The organism is Bradyrhizobium sp. 2S1 (assembly GCF_011516625.5).
Lineage (GTDB): Bacteria > Pseudomonadota > Alphaproteobacteria > Rhizobiales > Xanthobacteraceae > Bradyrhizobium > Bradyrhizobium septentrionale.
Map to the genome: position 1 here is coordinate 4,875,483 of NZ_CP147717.1, position 20,144 is coordinate 4,895,626.

General features: G+C 59.3%; 16 protein-coding genes and 6 pseudogenes. 14 read left to right on the plus strand and 8 right to left on the minus strand.

Features of this window, described 5'->3' with window-relative positions; genetic code table 11:
• Positions 1 to 36: 36 nt before the first annotated feature.
• Both HAP54_RS23045 and HAP54_RS23050 read right to left on the minus strand, forming a co-directional pair.
• On the minus strand, positions 37 to 1,068 hold the full coding sequence (locus HAP54_RS23045) for an MFS transporter (protein ID WP_166303970.1): 1,032 nt from the start codon (positions 1,066 to 1,068) through the stop codon (positions 37 to 39).
• A gap of 274 nt (positions 1,069 to 1,342) precedes the next feature.
• Positions 1,343 to 1,801, minus strand: coding sequence for an Lrp/AsnC family transcriptional regulator (locus HAP54_RS23050; protein WP_029084424.1), 459 nt, complete (start codon positions 1,799 to 1,801; stop codon positions 1,343 to 1,345).
• Positions 1,802 to 1,940: 139 nt separating this feature from the next.
• Here HAP54_RS23050 and HAP54_RS23055 point away from each other — a divergent pair, with 139 nt between their 5' ends.
• The 3 genes from HAP54_RS23055 (at position 1,941) to HAP54_RS23065 (ending at position 6,524) form a co-directional block, all read left to right on the plus strand.
• Complete coding sequence (locus tag HAP54_RS23055; protein ID WP_166303975.1) at positions 1,941 to 2,792, plus strand: aspartate/glutamate racemase family protein; 852 nt, start codon at positions 1,941 to 1,943, stop codon at positions 2,790 to 2,792.
• Between the two features lie 1,186 nt (positions 2,793 to 3,978).
• On the plus strand, positions 3,979 to 5,268 hold the full coding sequence (locus HAP54_RS23060; RefSeq protein ID WP_166303978.1) for a glycoside hydrolase family 28 protein: 1,290 nt from the start codon (positions 3,979 to 3,981) through the stop codon (positions 5,266 to 5,268).
• Positions 5,269 to 5,537: 269 nt separating this feature from the next.
• Positions 5,538 to 6,524 carry a pectinesterase family protein gene (locus tag HAP54_RS23065; protein ID WP_166303981.1) on the plus strand — a complete coding sequence of 329 codons (987 nt, stop codon included), beginning with the start codon at positions 5,538 to 5,540 and terminating at the stop codon, positions 6,522 to 6,524.
• Between the two features lie 1,469 nt (positions 6,525 to 7,993).
• On the opposite strand, the pseudogene HAP54_RS23070 reads toward HAP54_RS23065, so the two are convergent.
• Together HAP54_RS23070 and HAP54_RS23075 are read right to left on the minus strand one after the other, a co-directional pair.
• A pseudogene (locus HAP54_RS23070) lies at positions 7,994 to 8,323 on the minus strand (peptidase S10); the annotation flags it as partial.
• Positions 8,324 to 8,402: 79 nt separating this feature from the next.
• Positions 8,403 to 8,969 (minus strand): annotated as a pseudogene (locus HAP54_RS23075) (IS66 family transposase); the annotation flags it as partial.
• Positions 8,970 to 9,028: 59 nt separating this feature from the next.
• Between HAP54_RS23075 and tnpA the strand changes: the two are divergent.
• The 7 genes and pseudogenes from tnpA to HAP54_RS23110 all read left to right on the plus strand — a co-directional run.
• Positions 9,029 to 9,424, plus strand: a complete 396-nt coding sequence (gene tnpA / locus HAP54_RS23080) for an IS66-like element accessory protein TnpA (RefSeq protein WP_166202956.1) — start codon at positions 9,029 to 9,031, stop codon at positions 9,422 to 9,424.
• Positions 9,421 to 9,639 (plus strand): IS66 family insertion sequence element accessory protein TnpB, encoded by a 219-nt coding sequence (gene tnpB, locus HAP54_RS23085; protein WP_166294299.1) that lies wholly within the window; start codon positions 9,421 to 9,423, stop codon positions 9,637 to 9,639. Before tnpA ends, tnpB (HAP54_RS23085) begins: the two co-directional genes overlap by 4 nt.
• Positions 9,640 to 10,200: 561 nt before the next feature.
• Complete coding sequence (gene ltrA, locus HAP54_RS23090) at positions 10,201 to 11,427, plus strand: group II intron reverse transcriptase/maturase (RefSeq protein ID WP_166306448.1); 1,227 nt, start codon at positions 10,201 to 10,203, stop codon at positions 11,425 to 11,427.
• A gap of 33 nt (positions 11,428 to 11,460) precedes the next feature.
• Entirely contained in the window at positions 11,461 to 11,655 is a 195-nt protein-coding gene (gene tnpB, locus HAP54_RS23095; RefSeq protein ID WP_166293650.1) for an IS66 family insertion sequence element accessory protein TnpB, read from the plus strand.
• Between the two features lie 46 nt (positions 11,656 to 11,701).
• Positions 11,702 to 12,294, plus strand: a pseudogene (locus HAP54_RS23100) (IS66 family transposase zinc-finger binding domain-containing protein); the annotation flags it as partial.
• Positions 12,295 to 12,315: 21 nt separating this feature from the next.
• A pseudogene (locus HAP54_RS52565) lies at positions 12,316 to 12,426 on the plus strand (hypothetical protein); the annotation flags it as partial.
• A gap of 63 nt (positions 12,427 to 12,489) precedes the next feature.
• Positions 12,490 to 13,368 (plus strand): annotated as a pseudogene (locus HAP54_RS23110) (IS66 family transposase); the annotation flags it as partial.
• Between the two features lie 78 nt (positions 13,369 to 13,446).
• Here the strand turns inward: HAP54_RS23110 and HAP54_RS23115 are convergent.
• The 4 genes and pseudogenes from HAP54_RS23115 to HAP54_RS23130 form a co-directional block, all read right to left on the minus strand.
• Positions 13,447 to 13,755: pseudogene (locus tag HAP54_RS23115) on the minus strand (IS66 family transposase zinc-finger binding domain-containing protein); the annotation flags it as partial.
• A 154-nt stretch (positions 13,756 to 13,909) separates the two neighbouring features.
• Complete coding sequence (locus HAP54_RS23120) at positions 13,910 to 14,911, minus strand: trypsin-like peptidase domain-containing protein (protein WP_166302406.1); 1,002 nt, start codon at positions 14,909 to 14,911, stop codon at positions 13,910 to 13,912.
• A gap of 567 nt (positions 14,912 to 15,478) precedes the next feature.
• Positions 15,479 to 15,715: a hypothetical protein gene (locus tag HAP54_RS23125; protein WP_166302403.1), complete on the minus strand. Its 237-nt coding sequence runs from the start codon at positions 15,713 to 15,715 to the stop codon at positions 15,479 to 15,481.
• A gap of 213 nt (positions 15,716 to 15,928) precedes the next feature.
• Complete coding sequence (locus HAP54_RS23130) at positions 15,929 to 16,132, minus strand: hypothetical protein (protein WP_166302400.1); 204 nt, start codon at positions 16,130 to 16,132, stop codon at positions 15,929 to 15,931.
• A gap of 305 nt (positions 16,133 to 16,437) precedes the next feature.
• Here HAP54_RS23130 and HAP54_RS23135 point away from each other — a divergent pair, with 305 nt between their 5' ends.
• The 4 genes from HAP54_RS23135 to HAP54_RS23150 all read left to right on the plus strand — a co-directional run bounded on the left by HAP54_RS23135 (position 16,438) and on the right by HAP54_RS23150 (position 20,135).
• Entirely contained in the window at positions 16,438 to 17,082 is a 645-nt protein-coding gene (locus tag HAP54_RS23135; protein WP_166303984.1) for a hypothetical protein, read from the plus strand.
• A gap of 71 nt (positions 17,083 to 17,153) precedes the next feature.
• Positions 17,154 to 18,497 (plus strand): IS1380-like element ISBdi2 family transposase, encoded by a 1,344-nt coding sequence (locus tag HAP54_RS23140; RefSeq protein ID WP_166204320.1) that lies wholly within the window; start codon positions 17,154 to 17,156, stop codon positions 18,495 to 18,497.
• Positions 18,498 to 18,569: 72 nt separating this feature from the next.
• On the plus strand, positions 18,570 to 18,872 hold the full coding sequence (locus HAP54_RS23145) for a Mov34/MPN/PAD-1 family protein (RefSeq protein WP_175619474.1): 303 nt from the start codon (positions 18,570 to 18,572) through the stop codon (positions 18,870 to 18,872).
• Between the two features lie 330 nt (positions 18,873 to 19,202).
• Positions 19,203 to 20,135, plus strand: coding sequence for a patatin-like phospholipase family protein (locus HAP54_RS23150; protein WP_166303990.1), 933 nt, complete (start codon positions 19,203 to 19,205; stop codon positions 20,133 to 20,135).
• Positions 20,136 to 20,144: the final 9 nt, after the last annotated feature.

The following is a 20,144-nucleotide window of genomic DNA, read 5'->3' on the forward strand; positions in this document are numbered from 1 at the left end:
GGACGACGAAAGCGAGAAATGCGCTAGCTGCACATATCAGCACGACCAGCCGGAAAGAGAGCTGATCATCCAGAAACGAAAAAACATGCCATTGCCTGCGACGCCGCTATAAGTACAACATTGAAACAGCCCGGAAAGGCGGCCGGCTCGATTCGGCGCCACTAACGAAACCATGTGCGTGTGAGCGGCAGCCGCAAATATTTGGCCGAAGCCAAGCATCGCGCTGCTGGAAGCGATCGCCACAGGCAGGCCCGCATCGAGTGACATGATTGCCAGGCATGCCGCGAGTAGCACCGCGGCCCCGGCGATGGTTGGTAAGGCGCCCAACCGGTCGAAAATCGGCTTGACAGCTAGCGCGCCCAGCAAGGCGAAAACGCCATTCGTCATGACAAACGTCAATAGAACGCCTCGATCAAGCACTCCTGCAGCTGTGGCACGTATTGCAGGATAGACGTTGATGAGGCCCGCTCCCAGATTGAGAAGAAGGACCGCAAAGAACGCGGGATAGAGCGGCGCCAAATCCAACATGGTTCCCGAGGACGGCGATTCAAGGACTGACGGAAGTCTATTGGAACGCTGCTTGATGCCAAAGAGCACCATCAAGGAAAGCATGACCGCCGATAAGTTGAGAGCCAAAACGCCGGGCAAGTGCAGCTGGTCGACGAGCATGGCACCTGCAAACATTCCGAGCAGATATGTGAGCCAGTCGATGTTGGCGATGTTGCGAAGCACCGAGATCATGCTGTCTTCGGATGTGATACGGCGGAAGAAAGAGACTTCCGCGGACAAGTAGACGGGCTGGACCAAGCTCAGGACAGCGATTGAAGCATAGCTCAAAACAGAATCGATCTCGTCCGTGAAGGAGATGGAGAGCAGGGTGCAAATTCGAAGCACATTTACTATCATCATGACAGCGATCGGATCGCTTCTGTCGATAGGAGCAAAAATGACCGCAATCCCAAGGCCTGCAGCGCTGAAGAGATTGCTTTGCAGATCGGGGCTTTTGGAATTGATCTCGGCCGCGGCCAGATAGGATTGCAGAGCAGCTCGTGGTTTGTCTTGCCGCATCAAGATGTTGCCCTGCTCGAAGTGAGCTCCTACGCCGCATCAGCGCTTTACACCACGCTCGCCAGCCTCTCAGGCGCCCTCTGACGAATAAGACGGGCTAGTCGGGCGCGATCGGATCAGTAAGGCGGCGATTGACACTATAGGAGCCGTCAGCGCGTATGGGGAATGTCCTTTAAGAGTTGATCCAGATGGCCACGTGGGCATAGCTGCGGTATCGCAATGAATGGATTTTCTGATCGATTTCACTGCCAAGGGTGGGCCGTTGCGCGGCACCCTAAACATAGCTCAATGGTACAGCAGTGGTGAACTTCAGATCCTCCATACTGATGAATGAGCTGACGTCAGCGAAGTCGAGCCGGGTGATCAGCTGTTTATAAACCTCATCGTAAACATCTACGCTCGGCACGACGAGGCGCAGCAAATAGTCGATCTCGCCCGTTAGGCGATAGGCTTCAACGATCTCTGGAATGTCGGCGATAGTGCGGCGGAAGTCCTCTACCCAGCCGATCGAATGATGTGAGGTGCGTACACCCACGAACACCGTCATGGGCAGATTGGCCTTGCGGCGATCCACCAGTGCGACGCGCCGACTGATCAAGCCGCTGTCTTCCATGCTCTTGATGCGACGCCAGCAGGCGGACACCGATAGATTGGTCGATTTGGCAAGCTCTGTGACCGGAATCGATGCATCCGCTTGCAAGCGGTCCAAAATCTTTCGATCGCGATCGTCCAAGAGGCATGTCCTTTCAGCCGGCTTCGGGGGCGGGCGCAAATAGTTTTTGCGATTGGAGAAATAAGGAGTTTGATTTGCGCTTACCAGCGATATCGAGCGAAACAATGCCGAGATTTGCTGCATACGGCACGTTAAGCTCATGTGGCGTTCGGTTGAAGTGGAGAACACCAAAGTGGAGCAGACGATCGGACTCATCGGGGGGATGAGTTGGGAGAGCACAGCCATTTACTACAAGGAAATCAACGAAATCGTGCGCCGGCGACGCGGCGGCCTGGCATCCGCCGACATCTTGCTGCGTTCGGTGAATTTTGAGGATATCAACGCCCTGCAGAGAGCGGGAGACTGGGAACAAGCCGCCAAACGTTTGGCGAAGATCGCTCGACAGCTGGTGGATGGTGGTGCTGGATGCATCCTCATCTGCACCAATACGATGCATCTGATTGCCGACACGGTCGCGGAGAACCTAGGCGTGCCGCTCATCCACATCATCGATGTGACCGGAGCAGCTCTCGTCACAGCGAGCATCAAGCGGCCGCTGTTGCTGGCCACGCTCTACACAATGGAGCAGCCGTTCTATTGTGACCGACTGCGTGAGCGGTTCGATCTTTCGCCGATCGTGCCCGACGAGAAGGATCGAAGCCGGATCCACAATGTTATTTTCAATGAGCTTTGCTGCGGTGTCATTTCGGATCAGTCACGTCAGGCCTTTATTGAAATCATCGCGCGCGGTCGCGCAAGAGGCGCCGATGCGGTCATCCTCGGCTGCACCGAGATCGGCCTGCTGATCGGGCCGGAGGATACACAGCTGTCGCTGTTCGATTCGGCCAAGCTGCACGCCAAGGCGGCAGCTGACTTCGCCGACGGCAAGCCGCCTGCCGGCGCCGTTTCAGTTGAGCCGCACAGAGGCTGTCCCACGATGACAGCTGATCGAGCGCCACGATATTCCCTCAGCTCTCATTTGCAAAGCTGCGCCGAGGTGGAAGAGCATTGATTCGAGATCTGCGCACTCGATGGTGTGTGCTTGGTCAGTCCGCCCAGACCACTTGTTGTATGAGCCATTTCAGCCCAGTGATCGAAGACGTCGGTTGTCCGAAGCCCGACAGTCAGACGTCGGTATCCAGACCGCGCGCCGAGAGGTGCCGCGATTCGTCAAAAACGGCCGTCGGCGTCACTGGCACGTCGGTTGCTCGATGTGCCGAGCATCCGCTGCGGCGACTATTGCGATCTCGCGGCACCTGATCTGTAAGTCAGATGAAGCTTGCTCGTTCATTTCAAGTGGTCAGCCAGCTGCATCGGAGACGCAGCCTCGCCTGGCAAGCTCTCTATCTTCCGGTGGGGCTTCGGTCCTGCGCCGAGGATAAGATTGACTCTGTGCGGTATCGACGAATGGCGATCCTAAACGTGCTTCGCACAATTCGAACAACTTGCTGTGAACAGTTCCTCAAGTCGTTCTGGCAAAGGTCCACCTTCTGCCGGAGATCAACAGTCCAAGGCTTTGAGGATTGTAGTCATCTGCAGAACGGAGACCGTACGTAAATGACCATTGAGCCGATCGAGGATAATTGGCGGCTTGAAGAGGAATCGAGGCGACGAGACGAGCCCAAAGTCAAGCTCCTTCGCGCGCGATCGGATGTGGCCAGGTACCAAGCAGAATTGACAGAGCTCGAGCAAACGCTGAAGCGTGAAGACGGCTCATCGATCTGCTCTGGGACACTTCAGCGCACGTGCGCAGGAGGTCGGAGAGCGTAACGTGCGACCACGTCAATTGGAGCCTGTCTCGGATCCCGCTAACCTGCGAGCGGATGCTGGGGGCAGCGTCCGACCGAGCGACAGCTGGAAGTAGGCTGCCAACCGGGTCTTCGCAACAGGGGCTTGGCTTGGTGCAATGGCTGAGCGGTGTAGAGCGCAAGAATTCGCGCACAAGTGCAAGTGGCGAGAAGCCAAGCCGCGAACGCTCACGCGCGTGACAAGTGTTGGGATCAGCCGTTTTGACCGGCTCATCTTTGTTCGCTCACAAGCAAGGCGCTTTCGCCGGGTTGCAAGGTTCACGCCTCCTCTGCGTCTTATAAATGTCATCTTGCCCAGGCCAGTGAGCCGCGCTACGGCCGATCCAGCCAGCGCTCAGCTTCACACAAAGCATGCTGCAGGGATGCGGGCGGCAAAGCTCGAGGTAGTCGATGACAAAGCGTTTCCGCGACTGGGCCTTATTGTCCTTCGTTGCTTTCATGGTTTTCTGCCCTATGGCCAAGGCGCAGGACCGCCGCATTGTTGCCGAACCTGTTGCACCTCACACGGTCTGCGACCGCCCGGTGCCGTCTGGCACAAACGATACGGCCAGGTTGCAAGACGCCATCGACCATTGCCCCGCCGGCGCGGCGGTCTATCTGGGCCGCGGCCAGTACTTCTCGGGCCCGCTCGGGATGAAATCAGGCGTCACCTTATGGATCGGACGTGGCGCCACGCTTGTCGCCATGGCCGAACCAGCTCTCTATGACAAAGGCCGGCGCCATTGTGGACGGATCGCAGGCAAGGGCGATGGTTGCCGTCCGTTCATCAGCTTTTCCAAGACGCGTGGCGGCGGCATCTATGGCGACGGCACCATCGATGGCCAGGGTGGAGCAGCCATGGCCGGCAGCACCGAAACTTGGTGGCAGTTGGCCCGCCGCGCCCAGACTGAGAGCGGCAATCAGAACGCCCCGCGTTTGATCCAGATCGATCAGGCGCAGGACATCACGTTCTATGGTGTCACGCTACGCAATGCGCCCAATTTCCACGTCGTGATGAACAGGGTCGAGGGTGCCACCTTTTGGGGGCTCACGATCGATGCGCCGGCCGAGGCCCGCAACACCGACGGCATCGACCCTGGCGCCAGCCAGGATGTGACCATCACCCGCAGCTTTATCCGCACTGGAGACGATAACGTGGCCATCAAAGCCGGCGACAATGGCCCAAGCCGTCATATCTCCATCGTCGACAATTACTTCGGCTGGGGACATGGAATGTCGATCGGCAGCGAAGTGAACTCCGGCGCCAGCGACATATTGGTGCGAGACCTGACGCTGGATGGCACGACATTCGGCCTGCGCATCAAGAGCGATGTCAGTCGAGGCGGCTTGGTGGAGCGAGTGACATATGAGAACGTGTGTCTGCGCGGCAACCGATGGCCGATCGCCTTCGATACAAAGTACAATCCACACGCACGGGGCTTCAGCATTCCAGTCTATCGCCGGATCGCTCTGCGCCATGTGCGCGGCGACAACGGTACGCTGCTGATGCGCGGTGTAGACGGCAAGCATGCACTTGACGTGACGCTGGAGGATGTTCGGTTTGCCGAGTCTGCGACTTGGCGGCTGGAAAACGCCAATGTAACCGCCGATCATTCTGCAGTGTCGCCGCCGCTGCCCGGCCGGGCTGGAGAGAGGGGGCCGGGCGGGTGGGAGCAATGCGCAAAGGCCTTCCGGAACTAGTTAATGCGTAACCACAACAACTTCGTGTCCGGCGGGTCAGGTTTCGTGTCAATGCGGTTGAGATTGAGTGGCGTTGCGCCCCGGGTCGTTTCATGGCGCTCACGTCCCTGCCAAGCTTTCCGACAAGACTTGTCGCGGTCAGCCGCTCTGGAAATCGCGCGCAAGTTCCCGGCGGCATACTCGCTGCGTTGGCAAGGTTCGGCTGCTGTTGCGCTGCGGCAGTTTGTATCGATCATCGAGCGCGCAGCGGATCGGATGGAGAAGGTCATATGCGAATGATCGCGCTATCCGCTGCGGCTCTCGCGGAATGTTGCTCTGTCTCGGCAGCCGATACTCAGTTGCTTTTTGTGTCGCACGCCGGAGAGACGGCCTATCACTCCGTGCAGGCAGCCATTGACGCACTGCCACCGCAAGGCGGGGATATCCAGATCGCGCCTGGCATCTATCGCGAAAAGGTCAAAGTCCTCAAACCTGGTGTTCATCTCAAAGGTACCGGCAAAAAGCCGGATGATACGATCATCGTGTACGGCGATGGCGCAATCAACGTGGGAGGGACAGCCCGTTCTGCGACGCTCAACGCCTCGGGCGATGACTTCCGGCTCGACAATCTGACGGTCCAAAACGACTATTCCCTCAAGGGGGACAATCCAGCTTCGCAGGCCGTGGCGCTATCGGTGACCGGCGACCGGGACGCAATCATCCATGTTCGCCTGCTTGGCGCCCAGGATACATTGTTCGCCGGTAAGGGCCCTAACGGTCGAATGTCGCGGCAGTACTTCTCTGATTGCTACATCGAGGGGCATATCGACTTCGTTTTTGGCAATGCGAAGGCCTATTTCAGGCGCTGTGAGTTGCACGGCATCGCAAATCAAGCGGTTGTGTATACGGCGCAGAGCAAAGGAGCACCGGGCGAGGACAGTGCCTTTGTGTTCGATCAGTGCAGGCTGACTGCCGAGCCTGGTGCGCGCTATGTTGCGCTTGGCCGCGCTTGGCGCCCCTATGCCACAGTGATCTTCCTGTCGACGAAGATCGATGCGCCGGTCATTGCGGAAGGCTGGCGCGAATGGGCCCCCGGCAAGACGGATACGTTCAGGACGGCCTACTATGCCGAATACAAATCCTCCAGCATCGGGGCCAATCCCGCAGGCCGCGAGCCTCATTCTCATCAATTGACTGACAGCGAAGCCGCGAAATGGTCGCTGAAAGCGTTCTTCGGGGGCGCGATAGATTGGCTGTCCAGCGAACCTTCAAGATAAAAATTAGACGAACGCTCGGGAAGTGGAGGGTTTTCAAACCCTTTGACCCGAGCCTCGTTGCGCTCGGGCGGCTCGTCCACAGCAACTCGCATTCGGGCAGGGGCGGCCATCGTAGCGCGCCAGATTCTCGTTGCCTCCTTTAGAAGAAAAGCAAAGCGATCGACATTGCCGGCTGCGAATTCTTAATTCTTGTCAGCTTTTCGAAAGCTGGATCCCGTATTCTCCAGAATCCAACGACCGCTGAACGGCTGCCGCTTGCGGCCTTGTAAGGCGTGCGGATTGCGCAAGCCCTGTACCATCGCAAGGAGAGCAGGATGGATCCAACCGACCCCTTCTTCAATTCGGGCGCTTGAATCGAGGAGTACGCCGCGCAACAGGCGCGAGCAGGCAACGCAAGCCAGCAAAGCAACTTTGAGCGGCGGATGGAGGATTTGCAGGTTGATTCGACGGATGGGACCCCCGCAAGCTCGCCTTCGCCGGATCGGGCTGTCGCAGAGGGCCGTGGACGGATCAGCCGAGGCGATATCGGCGGTTCGATGCGGATGCCGCCACACCCTGGTTCTAGAGGCGGCGCGCTCAGCGGTGCGCGGGCGAGCGTGGACATTCCCCGCTTTCAGCTTGGAGCTTCGCCCTAGCGCCGCAGTCCAGTTTGCGGGATGACCCGTTCAGCAGCGAACGCTACAGCTTGCCGGACTCAGACGCTGCGGTTCACGCCAAGAGCGGAAAAATCCGCGGACTGTGGTCACGCATCAGATCGGGGGCGGCAAAGCCCTTGGCGGGAGCAGGAGTAAAAAACCCTCGCGAGACGCGGGGCAGTCAGAGGTTTCTTCAACGAAGCGTCGCATTCATTACGCGAGGCAGCCGGCCGGACGCGCGGGGTCGACGCGCTCATCAAAGAGTTAGCGGCAGGCAATCTCAGCGAAGGCAACATCAAAAATGCGGCGACCGACCCGCGCCGTTTGAGCGTGCGCCTGCGTGAGAACGGCAGGCGCGATTGGCTCGCTTTTCGAATTCGTCTGACACAGGAGGCGCAGCGCTGGCAGGAACGCGGGAGAACCATCGTCAGCAGCTGGATCGCGACCGTGGATTTACGGATACCATGGACCTGCCAGCCATGCCCCTGCCGTCGACGGCTTCGCCTGTCTGTCCCATCATCCACGGCACGAGGTGCGTACGGCCGGCGACGACATAGAACAAGATGCCGATCGGCGGCAGCCTGAGGCCAATCCTCAAATCCTGACCGAAACCGCCGCGCCACAGGTAGAGCGGGAAGGTCTGGCAGACCAGAATCGAGTCCAAGCTTAGTCAACAAATAAACTCCCGCCCAATTGCTTGATTCACGATGATCGTAGCCGAGTCTCGCGCCGATTGAAGCTGGTGCTAGGAGTTCATCCGGATCTCGTTGAAAGATCATAACTATGCTCGTGCGAACGCGAGCATGCTTGTGACCTAGTTCGCGGTGGTCCGGGTTACTTCATAATCGCTTCGGCCTCTGCACGAAACGCGTGGCGCGAGCCATCTCGTGAATAGAACATGTGACCGCCTGGAAAGACTACGAGTTTGACGCGCGGTGCTGAGGCAAATGGCGGCAATTGGTCGAGCACGATCTGTGATCCGAGATAAGGCGTGACGAGGTCAAACAGGCCGTGCCCGACTAGCAATTGCATCTTCGGGTCCGTTGCGAGAATCTGGCGCAGCTCCGACAGCGACTCCGGAGGCCCGCGGCCGAAATCCCAAGCCTGCTCGACCGCGCCGTTGACTAGCTCATAGGAGCCGTCCGGCCGCCAGTTTAGCGTACGCATACGACGGAGGCCGCCTGATTGACGCATGCGCGCGGGCACGGCGAGGTCTATGATGGCATTGGGTGAAGGGTGAAGGTCAGGCGGCCTGCTGATTGGCTGGCTTGTCGGCCTGGCGCAGGAGCTTCCATTCCCAGGGCAAGAGTTCGTGCAGACGCGATGCGGGATGATCGGCGATACGGGCCAGGACGTCGGCGAGCCAGGCCTTGGGATCGACGTCGTTGAGGCGACAGGTCGTGATCATCGTCAGCATGATGGCGGCACGGTCGGCGCCGCGCTGGCTGCCGGCGAAGGTCCAGTTGCGCCTTCCCAAGGCGATGCCTCTCAATGCGCGCTCAGCGCAATTGTTGGTCAAGCAGATCCTGCCGTCGTCGAGGAAGCGGGCGAAGCCGTCCCAGCGCCTGAGCATGTAGTTAATCGGCTTCAGGACCTCGGAGGAACGCGAGAGGGTTTCGCGCTCGCGGAGCAGCCAGGCATGCATGTCCTCGAGAAGTGACTTACTCTGTTCCTGGCGAGCGGCACGCCGCTCGCCGGCACCGCGGCCGTTGATGGCGCGCTCGATCTCGAACAACGTATCGAGGCGTCTGACAGCCTCCAGCGCGATCGGGGAGACCGGTTTGCCTTTCTTGCCTTCCCGAGCATTTTTCGTATCCGTCCGAGGGCGGCCGTCTTGCGAGTTTTTCCGATCTGTAGCTGACTGTCCTTATGGACGGACATAAGGACAGTGCGGTGCTGAGCCGCATGGATTTGGTGGAGACCGGTCGGCGGCGACGCTGGACGCGTGCGGAGAAGCTCAGAATCGTAGAGGAGAGCTTCTCGGGGCCACGACTGGTGTCGGCGACGGCTCGCCGGTATGGGATATCACGTCAGCTTCTGCTGAGCTGGCGCAAGGCTTGGACCTGTCATGATCCGGCCGAAGAGGATTCGATCGGCCCGACATTCGTCCCTGCGATAGTTGCGGCAAGTACGCCGCCAACGACGGAAGCTGTCGAGACAGGTCAGATCGAAATCGTGAGCCCTCAGGGGCTGCGCGTGGTCTTCGGCCCCGGTGCGGATATCGAGGCGGTCGTTCGAATTGCTCGGGGCCTGGCGCGCCGATGATCCCGATCCCGACGGGCGTGCGGGTGTGGCTGGCGACGGGCCATACCGACATGCGGTGCGGCTTTCCGAGCCTGGCTCTGCGCGTGCAGGAAGTGCTCAAGCGCGACGCCATGGGCGGCGGTCTTTTCTGCTTCCGGGGCAAACGCGGTGATCTATTGAAGGTCATTTGGCACGGTGTGCTGCAGAGCATGAAGGAGGTGAATAACCGAATTTAATGCGTACAGCTTTATGAGAGATGGAGGATGGCCCTCCTGCATCGGCGTTTCAGGCGCAGATGCAAAACCACGACACTGTGGCTTCGCTTAAAAGGCGCGGTCATGAGCAAGTGTTGCAAAAGTCCCGGGTGTACGGGGCAGGTAAGTATCCAGAAGGCGAGCGAAAGCGAATCTTCCGATGACGCGTCGAAAATTACTAAGGCGTCGCCAAAATCAGGGGCGCGTGCCATCCCTGAGATCAATCCGTGAGGCGCCTGGATTACTGCGCGGATGGCGACCGGCGTTTAGGGGACGCGATCTGGATACAGGCTCTTGTAGAGAACTGCAGGAACCAGTCGTTGTGATGCCAAGGGAGAAGTTCAAGCGGCGCACACCGCGAGACGAGAGTACCGAAGCACAACACTGGGGCGGATCGGCTCGTAGTAGTGATGAAGGTGCTGTAATGGGACTGGAGCGAAGGGGCCGAAACAAGTGGGTTGCTCCCATATGCAACTGTGATGAGCAGGAGGACATGTGAGTGTAACCGGACGTAAGCAGTACGATATCGACAAGCAGACAGTGATGAAGGCCTACCGATTGGTCAAAGCCAATGCGGGCTCGGCCGGCGTGGATAAGGTGTCGCTCGAAGCTTTTGAGAAGGACTTGAAGGGCAACCTTTACAAGGTCTGGAATCGAATGTCTTCTGGCAGCTACTTTCCACCTGCCGTTCGGGCTGTCTCCATTCCCAAGAAGAACGGCGGGCAACGCATTCTAGGTGTGCCGACAGTAGCAGATCGCGTGGCGCAAACGGTCGTCAAGCTGCAGATTGAACAAGCACTCGAGGAAATCTTCCTTCCCGATTCCTACGGCTACCGGCCCGGAAAATCCGCGCTGGACGCCGTCGGCGTCACCCGGCAACGGTGCTGGAGGATGGACTGGGTGCTGGAGTTCGACATCAAAGGCCTGTTCGACAATATCAGCCACAAGTTGCTTATGAAGGCCGTCAGGAAGCATGTGCAAGACGAATGGGCTCTGCTCTACATCGAACGCTGGCTAACAGCGCCGATGCAAGACAGAGACGGAGCGATCACCGCTCGCGACCGGGGCACACCCCAAGGCGGCGTGATCAGTCCCGTCCTTGCCAATTTGTTCTTGCATTATGCGTTCGATACATGGATGGCGCGGAACTTCCCGCAGTCGCCGTGGTGTCGATACGCGGACGACGGGCTCGTTCATTGCCGAACCAAGGCTGAAGCGGAAGCCATCAAGGCGGCGCTGCAAGCAAGGTTTAAGGAATGCGAACTCGAAATGCATCCCGACAAGACCAAGATCGTCTACTGCAAAGACAGCAATCGCCCGGGTAGCCATGCCAGTCAGTCATTTGACTTTCTGGGATTTACCTTTCGACCGCGCAGGGCAAGAAACCATCAGAAGAAAGAAAACTTCTGTACGTTCTCGCCAGCGGTCAGCAGGGCGGCGATGACGTCTATGCGTATGACGATCCGGCAGCTCCGCCTCAGGCTTCGCTCGCAGACGGAAGTCGACGCAATTGCCTTGGAACTGAACCCCGTCCTTCGTGGATGGAGGCAGTACTACGGCAGATATGGGCGGTCAGAAATGCACAACCTGTATCGATATGTCGACGAATCTCTTAACCGCTGGGCGCGACGCAAATACAAAGGGCTGAAGAATGGAAAAGTCAGAGCCTCCACCTGGCTCAGATTGATCCGCTGCCGCAGGCCGAAGCTGTTCGCTCATTGGGCGATGTTGAGTTCTGCCTCGTTACTTGTTGAGAGCCGTATGACGTGAGAGCGTCACGTACGGTTCGGAGAGCGGCTCCGGGTGCAACCCCCGGGGCCGACTCACCATGGCCAGGGCGCCTGCTTGTTCACCAAAAGACTCGAGAGAGGCAGGTTCATCTGGCCATCGGTTGCTGGTGAATCGGTAACGATCTCTCCGGCGCAGTTGAGCTATCTGTTGTCCGGGATCGATTGGCGCAACCCTCAAGAAACCCAGCGTCCGACGCGGGTCGGATAGTCGTTTTACGGTTTGAATCTGCGGCTTGATCTGATTCAATGGCTCCATGATATCGAAGCCGGATGATCTTCCATCGGACCTTGTCAGTGCCCTGGCGGCGCTGCAGGCCGAGCGTGAGGCGCGACAGAAAGCCGAGGCGAAGGCCGCCAACTGGCAGGCGCAAGCCGCGAATGCGCAGGCGAAACTGTCGGATACCGAGGCGCTGATCGCTCATCTCGAGTTGCGCATCGAGAAGCTGAAACGCGAACTGCACGGGCAGCGATCCGAGCGCTCGGCACGGCTGCTCGAGCAGTTGGAGTTGGAGCTCGAAGAACTCGTCACCACGGCGAGCGAGGATGAGCTTGCCGCACAGGCCGCAGCGGCGAAGACGCAGAACGTCCGCCCCTTCATGCGCAAGCGGCCGGTGCGCAAGCCATGGCCTGACGATATCGAACGCGAGCGCGTCGTCATTGAGACTCCAACGACCTGCGCCTGCTGCGGTGGATCGCGGCTGGCGAAGATCGGTGAGGATGTGACCAAGACGCTGGAGGAGATCCCGCGCCGCTTCAAGCTGATCGAGACGGTACGCGAGAAGTTCACCTGCCGCGATTGCGAGAAGATCAGCCAGCCGCCCGCGCCGTTCCATGCCATGCGCGGCGGGGCTTCTTCGAGCTGGCTGATATCGAGAAAAATGCTCGGGAAGGCAAGAAAGGCAAACCGGTCTCCCCGATCGCGCTGGAGGCTGTCAGACGCCTCGATACGTTGTTCGAGATCGAGCGCGCCATCAACGGCCGCGGCGCCGACGAGCGGCGCGCCGTGCGCCAGGAAAAGAGCAAGCCGCTTCTCGAGGACAACGGCTTCATCGGCCCACAATTGCTGGCGACGATCCTGTTCGACAAGTTCGGCATGCATATCCCGCTCAACCGCCAGAGTGCGCGCTTTAAGGCCGAGGGGATCGACCTGCCGTTGTCGACGCCGGCCGACCAGGTCGGCCACGGGACCTTCGCCGTCATGCCGCTCTTCCACTTGATCGAACGCCACGTGCTCGCTGCCGAGCGCCTTCATGGCGACGACACCACCATCCGTATTCTGGCGAAGGGCAAGTGCACGACCGGGCGGATCTGGACTTATGTGCGGGATGACCGGCCGTTCGCCGGGCCTGCGCCGCCGGCAGCGGTCTATTACGCCTCGAGCGACCGACGAGGCGAGCATCCACAGAGACATCTGGCCGCCTTCGCCGGCATCTTGCAGGCGGATTGCTACAGCGGCTTCGAGCCGCTGTTCGACCCGCAGAAGAAGGCGCGGCCACGCAAAACGCCGGTGTCATCGGCATGCATGCCTGGCTGCTCCGCGAGCGCGAAACCCTCTCGCGTTCCTCCGAGGTCCTGAAGCCGATTAACTACATGCTCAGGCGCTGGGACGGCTTCGCCCGCTTCCTCGACGACGGCAGGATTCTGCTTGACCAACAATTGCGCTGAGCGCGCATTGAGAGGCATCGCCTTGGGAAGGCGCAACTGGACCTTCGCCGGCAGCCAGCGCGGCGTCGACCGTGCCGCCATCATGCTGACGATGATCACGACCTGTCGCCTCAACGACGTCGATCCCAAGGCCTGGCTCGCCGACGTCCTGGCCCGTATCGCCGATCATCCCGCATCGCGTCTGCACGAGCTCTTGCCCTGGGAATGGAAGCTCCTGCGCCAGGCCGACAAGCCAGCCAATCAGCAGGCCGCCTGACCTTCACCCTTCACCCAATGCCATCATAGACCTCGCCGTGCCCGCGCGCATGCGTCAATCAGGCGGCCTCCGTCGTATGCGTACAAACGGCGTATGGTCGCCAAACTTGGAGACGATCACGTGCGCGATGGCCGCTTCGGTCGGCAGCCCGCTGGGCACGACGCGCTCCGGTGCGTGCGCCTGCACGACAGGGCCCGAGCAGTGGCGACAGATGTATTTCGGGCGGCGCGTGACCAACACCCGCCATTGCGCCGGGATCACGTCGAGGCGTTTGCTGACGTCCTCGCCGATCTTCGTCATGGCGCCGCAACCGCACGGACAGAGCGTGCTCACAGGCTCGATGATCCGTTCCACCCGCGGCAAATGGGCAGGCAAGCAGCCGCGATTGCGATGAGAACCTTGATCCGGCACGCTCCCGTTTAATCTTCTGAACTCAGGCTTTTGTGCTGCCGCGTTAACGCGATAGGCGAAATCATCTCGGCGAGTGTGGTTGGTTCGCGTCGTCGGATCGACGGGACTTCGGTAGCGGAAATAGTCAAGGCTAACGATCCTGCTCCTTCTTTCCTCGCTCAATGGCCGCCTTATAGTCGTTCACGACGGCCACAATACCCGGTCCTTCCAAGATATCAGTAAGCCGCCAAGCCGGGATTACTCCCATCATTCCTGTATCGGATCGCACGTGCATGTTAGCGACGGGAGCGCCAGTCAGGCTGTTGATCACCGGCACCGTATCGTAGATATGGCAATAATCGATGCCCAGAAGCCAAGGTCCTAACTGATAGTAGTTCTGCCTTTTCTGATTGTACCCGACCATTTTGAGAAATTCTGGCATCTGCGCTTTGATGTCATCGGATGGATTGACAATGGGCGGCGGACCTGGAGCCGGAGGAATAGTGAAAAAAACGGGAGAGCCACTATAGCCCGGGATCGAACGAGCCTCGATCAAGTAGCTTTCTTGCGCAATTCCGCCATCCAATACAATTGGCTCCGCTGGCATTTGCGCGATAGCACCAAATCGAACAGACGGAATATTGCGGGCCTTCCCTTCGCGGCTAGTGAAGCGGCCGACAACGAATGTGTCGTCGCCGACGCCCACATCATATTGTTCGATCATCTTCTTGGTGAGAAATGCATCGCTTGAGATACTGCTGATCTGGTGCAGCGTCGTATTAATGCCAATCGGGCAGACCGCTATATCGTCACCATCCGGATGGTAGTGCCACTTCGCGCCGTCGAGCGGGATGATATCGAACCTGCCATCCGGCGTGTTCACGCGGACGGTGGCCGAGCCTCGGTCCACGACATGCCTGTTGGTGACAACGCACAGCAGTTCCATGTTAGCCGGACCCAGTCGGATACCGACAAAAAAACCACTCCCGCCCTGTTTCACGCCATCCTCTGCCTCCGCTTCCGAGGGGTAGAGGTACGCCACCGAATTTAGACAACGGTCGACAATGCGGGGCATTTCAGGCTTCTCAACGAAGTACGGGTATCCCTGCTTTGACAGGCGGAGACCCATTTTGAGGACCGTACCCATGGTCATAGCCTTACTCCTCGTCGTCAAGGCGATAAATTTGCCTACCGTCCGCTTAAAACGTTGGCCCCGACGGGATTGCACATCGGGGCCATTCAAGATCATCGGGCCGGTTACCTCCGCCGTACCTTCCGATCCTTGATGTCGCTGATTGCCTCACGTCCGATCTGTGCAAGTTATGACAGGGCGGAGGCATCTGCGTGATGGTTGGCGGCCAGCTCACCCGATTGAGCTGGCCGCTTGTACTGGTGGATGACCTACATCTTTACGACTCCACAGTTGATCCATCGGATCGCGTGAGCAAGCCGAAACGCCACCGCCACGCGATACGGATCTTCTTTGAGCGCTCGTAACGCAATTGACGCACAGTCATGCGAGCGCGAATGCGGTCAATTTCACTGGGACCCCTGAGGGAGGGCATCGCAGCGGCGATCTTCACCGCAACTGAGTTCGGCAGGTGGGTCGGATCATTCCCAACCCAACCGTCAATTCGGGTCACTGTCCGGTACGGCTCAGCGCCGGGCGGCGCAAATTTCATGAGCTTTCTCCGGATTGCGAGAAGTTAGAACACGCCCGTTACGATACAAATGCCTTCAGCCGCTTCACGGGACGATAGGTGAAGTGCGGCTCCTCCGGCTGAGCGGGTTCGCGCGCTTGTGCCTGATCATCGCTGCGCGGCAGCGTGGCTGGTGCCACGCCAGCGACTACCGCATCAGCATGCGCACGCAATAGCGTGTTGACTAAGTCCAGCGCCGCAGGCACCTCCGCGCGACAGATCGCCATGAACTTGTCGAGCCCCAGCGCGTCATACACAATCGGAACGGCCCGGTGTGTGTGTGCTCGGACAGGCGCTCCGCCGTGCCGTTGAATTCCGCGCCGACCTCGGTCAACTTCCGAACGAGCAGTTCGATCTCGGCGGCGGTCTCAGCGCGCACCTTGCGATCTGCAATCTCGGCCTTGGTACGCTCAAGCCGCTCCAACTGCTGATCAACAGCAGTGAGCCGCCTTCAAGGTGGCGCTACGGTCCTATGCCGCGCGCAATGCCGCCTCCGCACGGTCAAGGTCGGCGTCGTCGCCAGTCAGCGCGGCTTGCTTCGCAGCAGCCGCGTGACGCACAATCGCTTGCTCGAACTCAACGATCTGAGCCGAAAGGCGCTCGCGGGTCTTGATGGCCGCGTCGAGGTCGCGCTGCACCGTCTTTTCGGGGTTAGAAGATTTAAATAATGCCATTGCTTGCCAACTCCTCTTGCCAGGATAACTTTAGGCAAGCCTTAGGTGCGTCGCACGGACTGATTTTTAACCAAATCCAATGGGGCACAGCAACGCTGCGATGGGCTGTTTCCTGCTTCTTATCTCGTTAGCTGCATGTCCGGTATTCCGCCGAGAGCGGCCTGAGCGCGGTCATGGGACGAAGTCCGAGAAGGGCCAAAAACTGTCGGGATGTCTTTTTTCCAGTTTTGGAGTAGCCTAACATCGAATTGCGTTCCGGAACGTCCAAAAAGATCGTGCCGACTACTCGTGATGGAGCGAACAGCATGACGACCAAGACCGTCGTTGAACTTGATCTGGTAAGATACAGCGATGTGGCTCGCATTATCGAGGAGAACTTAGGAGCCGCTCTCGTTCTAAAATTCAATGATCAGATCCAGAACTTTGTGGAGGCGGGGCTTAAGGCCGTCAAACTCAAACGTAACAAGGTTGTTTTGGCTACGACCGGTGACGGCGCGATTTTGGCATTCGAGCAGGCAGCCCAAGCGCACCATTTCGCCGTCGCCGTTCATGAAGCTGCACAAGTACACAATTCAGGCCGAACGATTGCCTCCGCCATACGGTGGTTTCGAATTGGCGGAGCGACCGGCGAGCTTCACATGCAACCTCGTGACGGAGGCGGACAAGAGATCGCTGGAACAGTCATCGCGACTGCGGTTCGACTGGAAGCGGCCGCGCGCCCTGGGCAATTCTTGATTGACGAAGTAACATACAGTGCTCTTGGAAAAAATCTCCAAGCATTGTATGGGCCGAAAGAAACGGTATCAGGCAAACGAAACGAAAAATTTGCGGCCCGGCGATGCACTGTCGTGCCATTCGTGGATCATCCCCCATCCGGTCCCACACGCTCAGCTATGCTAGCCCGTCTTATTCGTCAGAGTGCGCCTGAGAGGCTGGCGAGCGTGGTGTAAAGCGCTGATGCGGCGTAGGATTCGGTTGCAAAGCCAACCCCATCACCTCAACCGCGAACGCCAGGCCCGCCATGACCGATGATACGATTCTGCCCTTCTCGTTTCCAGCCGTTCACGCCAAGAAAGTCACAGCTGCCTTCGATGGCGGTCGGCTGACCTCGAACGGGGGCGTGATGCTTCTGGCGATGGCCGAGCGGCGTCTCGGCTTGGCCGACAATTTGGCCCGGGTGTTCCCGGATCGGCGCGATCCGACGCGGGTCGTGCACAGCCTTGTCGATATGTTCCGCGCGCGCATGTTCGCGATCTGCTGCGGCTACGAGGACGCCGACGACCTCGATCATCTGCGGTCCGATCCCGCATTCAAGCTGGCCTGCGGACGGCTGCCGGACACGGGTCGCGATCTGTGTTCCCAACCGACGCTGTCGCGGCTGGAGAATGCTCCGCGCCTGCGCGACGTGATCCGACTGACCTACACTTTGGTCGACGCATGGATGGATAGCTACCCGCGCGAGCCGGCATCCGTCACGCTCGACATCGATGATACCTGCGATGTCGTCCACGGCCATCAGCAGCTCTCGCTGTTCAACGCTCATTATGACGAACGCTGCTTCCTGCCGATCCACGTCTACGACACGGAGAAGAGCCGGCCCGTGGCGGTCGTGTTGCGGCCCGGCAAGACGCCGGGCGGCGTCGAGGTGCGTGCCCATCTGCGCCGCCTGATACGGCATATCCGGACGCGGTGGCACAACACGCGAATTACGTTCCGTGGCGACGGGCACTATGCCCGGCCGGAGGCAATGGCGTGGTGCGAGACCAACGGCATCGACTACATCTTCGGTCTGTCCGGCACCAAGCCGCTCGCCAGAAAACTCGACGAGGCCGCCGACGACATCCGCACGCGACGCGCCATCGAGAACCTGCCGGTTCTGCGTGGCTATACCGAGACGCGCCACAAGGCCAAGTCCTGGGATCGCGAACGGCGTACCGTCGCCCGTATTGAGGCGACGATGCTCGGCCTCGACATCCGTTTCGTCGTCACCAGCCTCGATGTCGGCTCGGCCGAGTGGATCTACGACAGCCTGTATTGCGCGCGCGGCCAAGCCGAGAATCTGATCAAGCTGCATAAGACACAGCTCGCCTCCGATCGCACCAGCTGCCGTTCGGCGCTCGCCAATCAAGTCCGCCTCGTTCTCCACACCGCCGCTTATTGGCTGATGCTGACCGTGCGCGACGCGATTCCCAAAGCCCGGGAATTGGCCACAGCCGAGTTCGCGACGCTGCGTCTTCGTCTCTTGAAACTCGCTGCCCGTGTCGTCGAGACCACGAGCCGCATTCGCCTTGCGTTTGCCGCGGCATGTCCCGAAGCCGACCTGATCCGCGGCTTGCCAGGCGCGCTGCTGCCGCTCGGTCCTTGACCGGCGGGGCGTCCGCCCCCCGTTCGCCCAACCCATCCCTCAAGCGCGTTGCAAAGTACGGGTCGTCAGGCGGTGAAAAGCCGAAGGCAATCCCGCGCGCCTCGTCAGAGCAGATGTGCGGCCACATCAATCGGACTAAAAAAAGCACTCTCACGAATAGGACGGGCTAGCGACCGCACCGTCAATTTCGTTGGTGAATGGCACACGCACCCGGAGGAAAGGCCCTCTCCCTCGCGCGTTGACCGCGACACTTGGGCGGATCAGATGGGTCGGCGCAGAGATGACGCCCTAGTTTTCGTGATCGGTGGCCGCGCTTCATTTTATTGTGGTTGGGGCGAGAATCGCCGGCTTGTCGCGATGGCCGCCGTGGCGTGATCCAGCGCGATCATTTCCCGGATTCTAGGATCTCTTTGCTTTCTTGGTCATCGCGCAAGCAAAAGCTCGCGACGATACGAACGGACGCTTCGATCTCGAGACCGGCATCGCTTGCGCGCTGCGCGACTATCTCTTCATCAAGCGAGCGACCCTCGGTAGGCGCCGGGGAGGGAGAGGTGCCCCTGCCGAAAAACAGAGACTCAGGGCGTCCAGAACCTGGAATGAAGTTTGTGAATAGCGAGGATACGCGGAAATGTTCCGATGAACGTACCGGGAACGGGTATAGTTCCCGTTGCAGGTGCCGAGTCGGCCTAACGCAACGGACGGGTAATGGCGGAGACAGAAGAACCCAAGGTGTGCCGCATCCTCAGCCTCGATGGCGGGGGTGCAAAGGGATTCTATACACTGGGGGTCCTGAGGGGCATCGAGGGGATGGTCGGTCCCCTGCACAAGCGGTTCGATCTGATTTACGGCACCAGCACGGGCTCTATCATCGCGGCTTTAATTGCGCTCGGGCATCCGGTCGATGAGATTCTAGAACTCTACAAGTCGCATGTCGTGGAGGTCATGAAGTATTGGTTGCCGGGCAACAAGACGGCAGCGCTCGAAGCTCTGGCCGCGGATGTGTTCAAGGACCAAGACTTCACGGCGACAAAGACCAACGTCGGCATCGTGTCAACTCGATGGGCGTTCGAGACGCCGATGATTTTCAAGACCTCCGTCGACCAAGCGCATGGCGACAAGCCGAATTTCGTGCCGGGGTTCGGTTGCAAGATATCGGATGCGGTGCAGGCGTCTTGTTCTGCGTATCCCTTCTTCAGGAAGAAGACGGTCACGACGAGCGACGGCGAGGCGATCGTGCTCATCGATGGCGGCTATTGTGCGAATAATCCGACGCTGTACGCGATTGCTGACGCGACGAACGCGCTGAAGTTCGACCGCAAGCACATACGCGTTGTGAGTGTGGGCGTTGGTGAATATCCCGCTCCGAAAAAGAGCGTGTTCAGCGCGATGCGATGGATTGGCTACCTCTTCACCGTCCGGCTGCTGCAACGGGTTCTCGAAATCAACACGCAGTCGATGAACCAGCTCCGGCACATCCTCTTCCATGACATCGACACGGTACGGATAAGCACCCGGTACACCGAGCCTGAGATGGCGACGGATCTGTTCGAGCATGACCTGACGAAGCTGGACCAGCTCTGGCAGCGGGGGCGGCAATCGTTTCGCGAGTATGAAAATGCATTGAGGAAGATTCTATAGGAGAGCGGC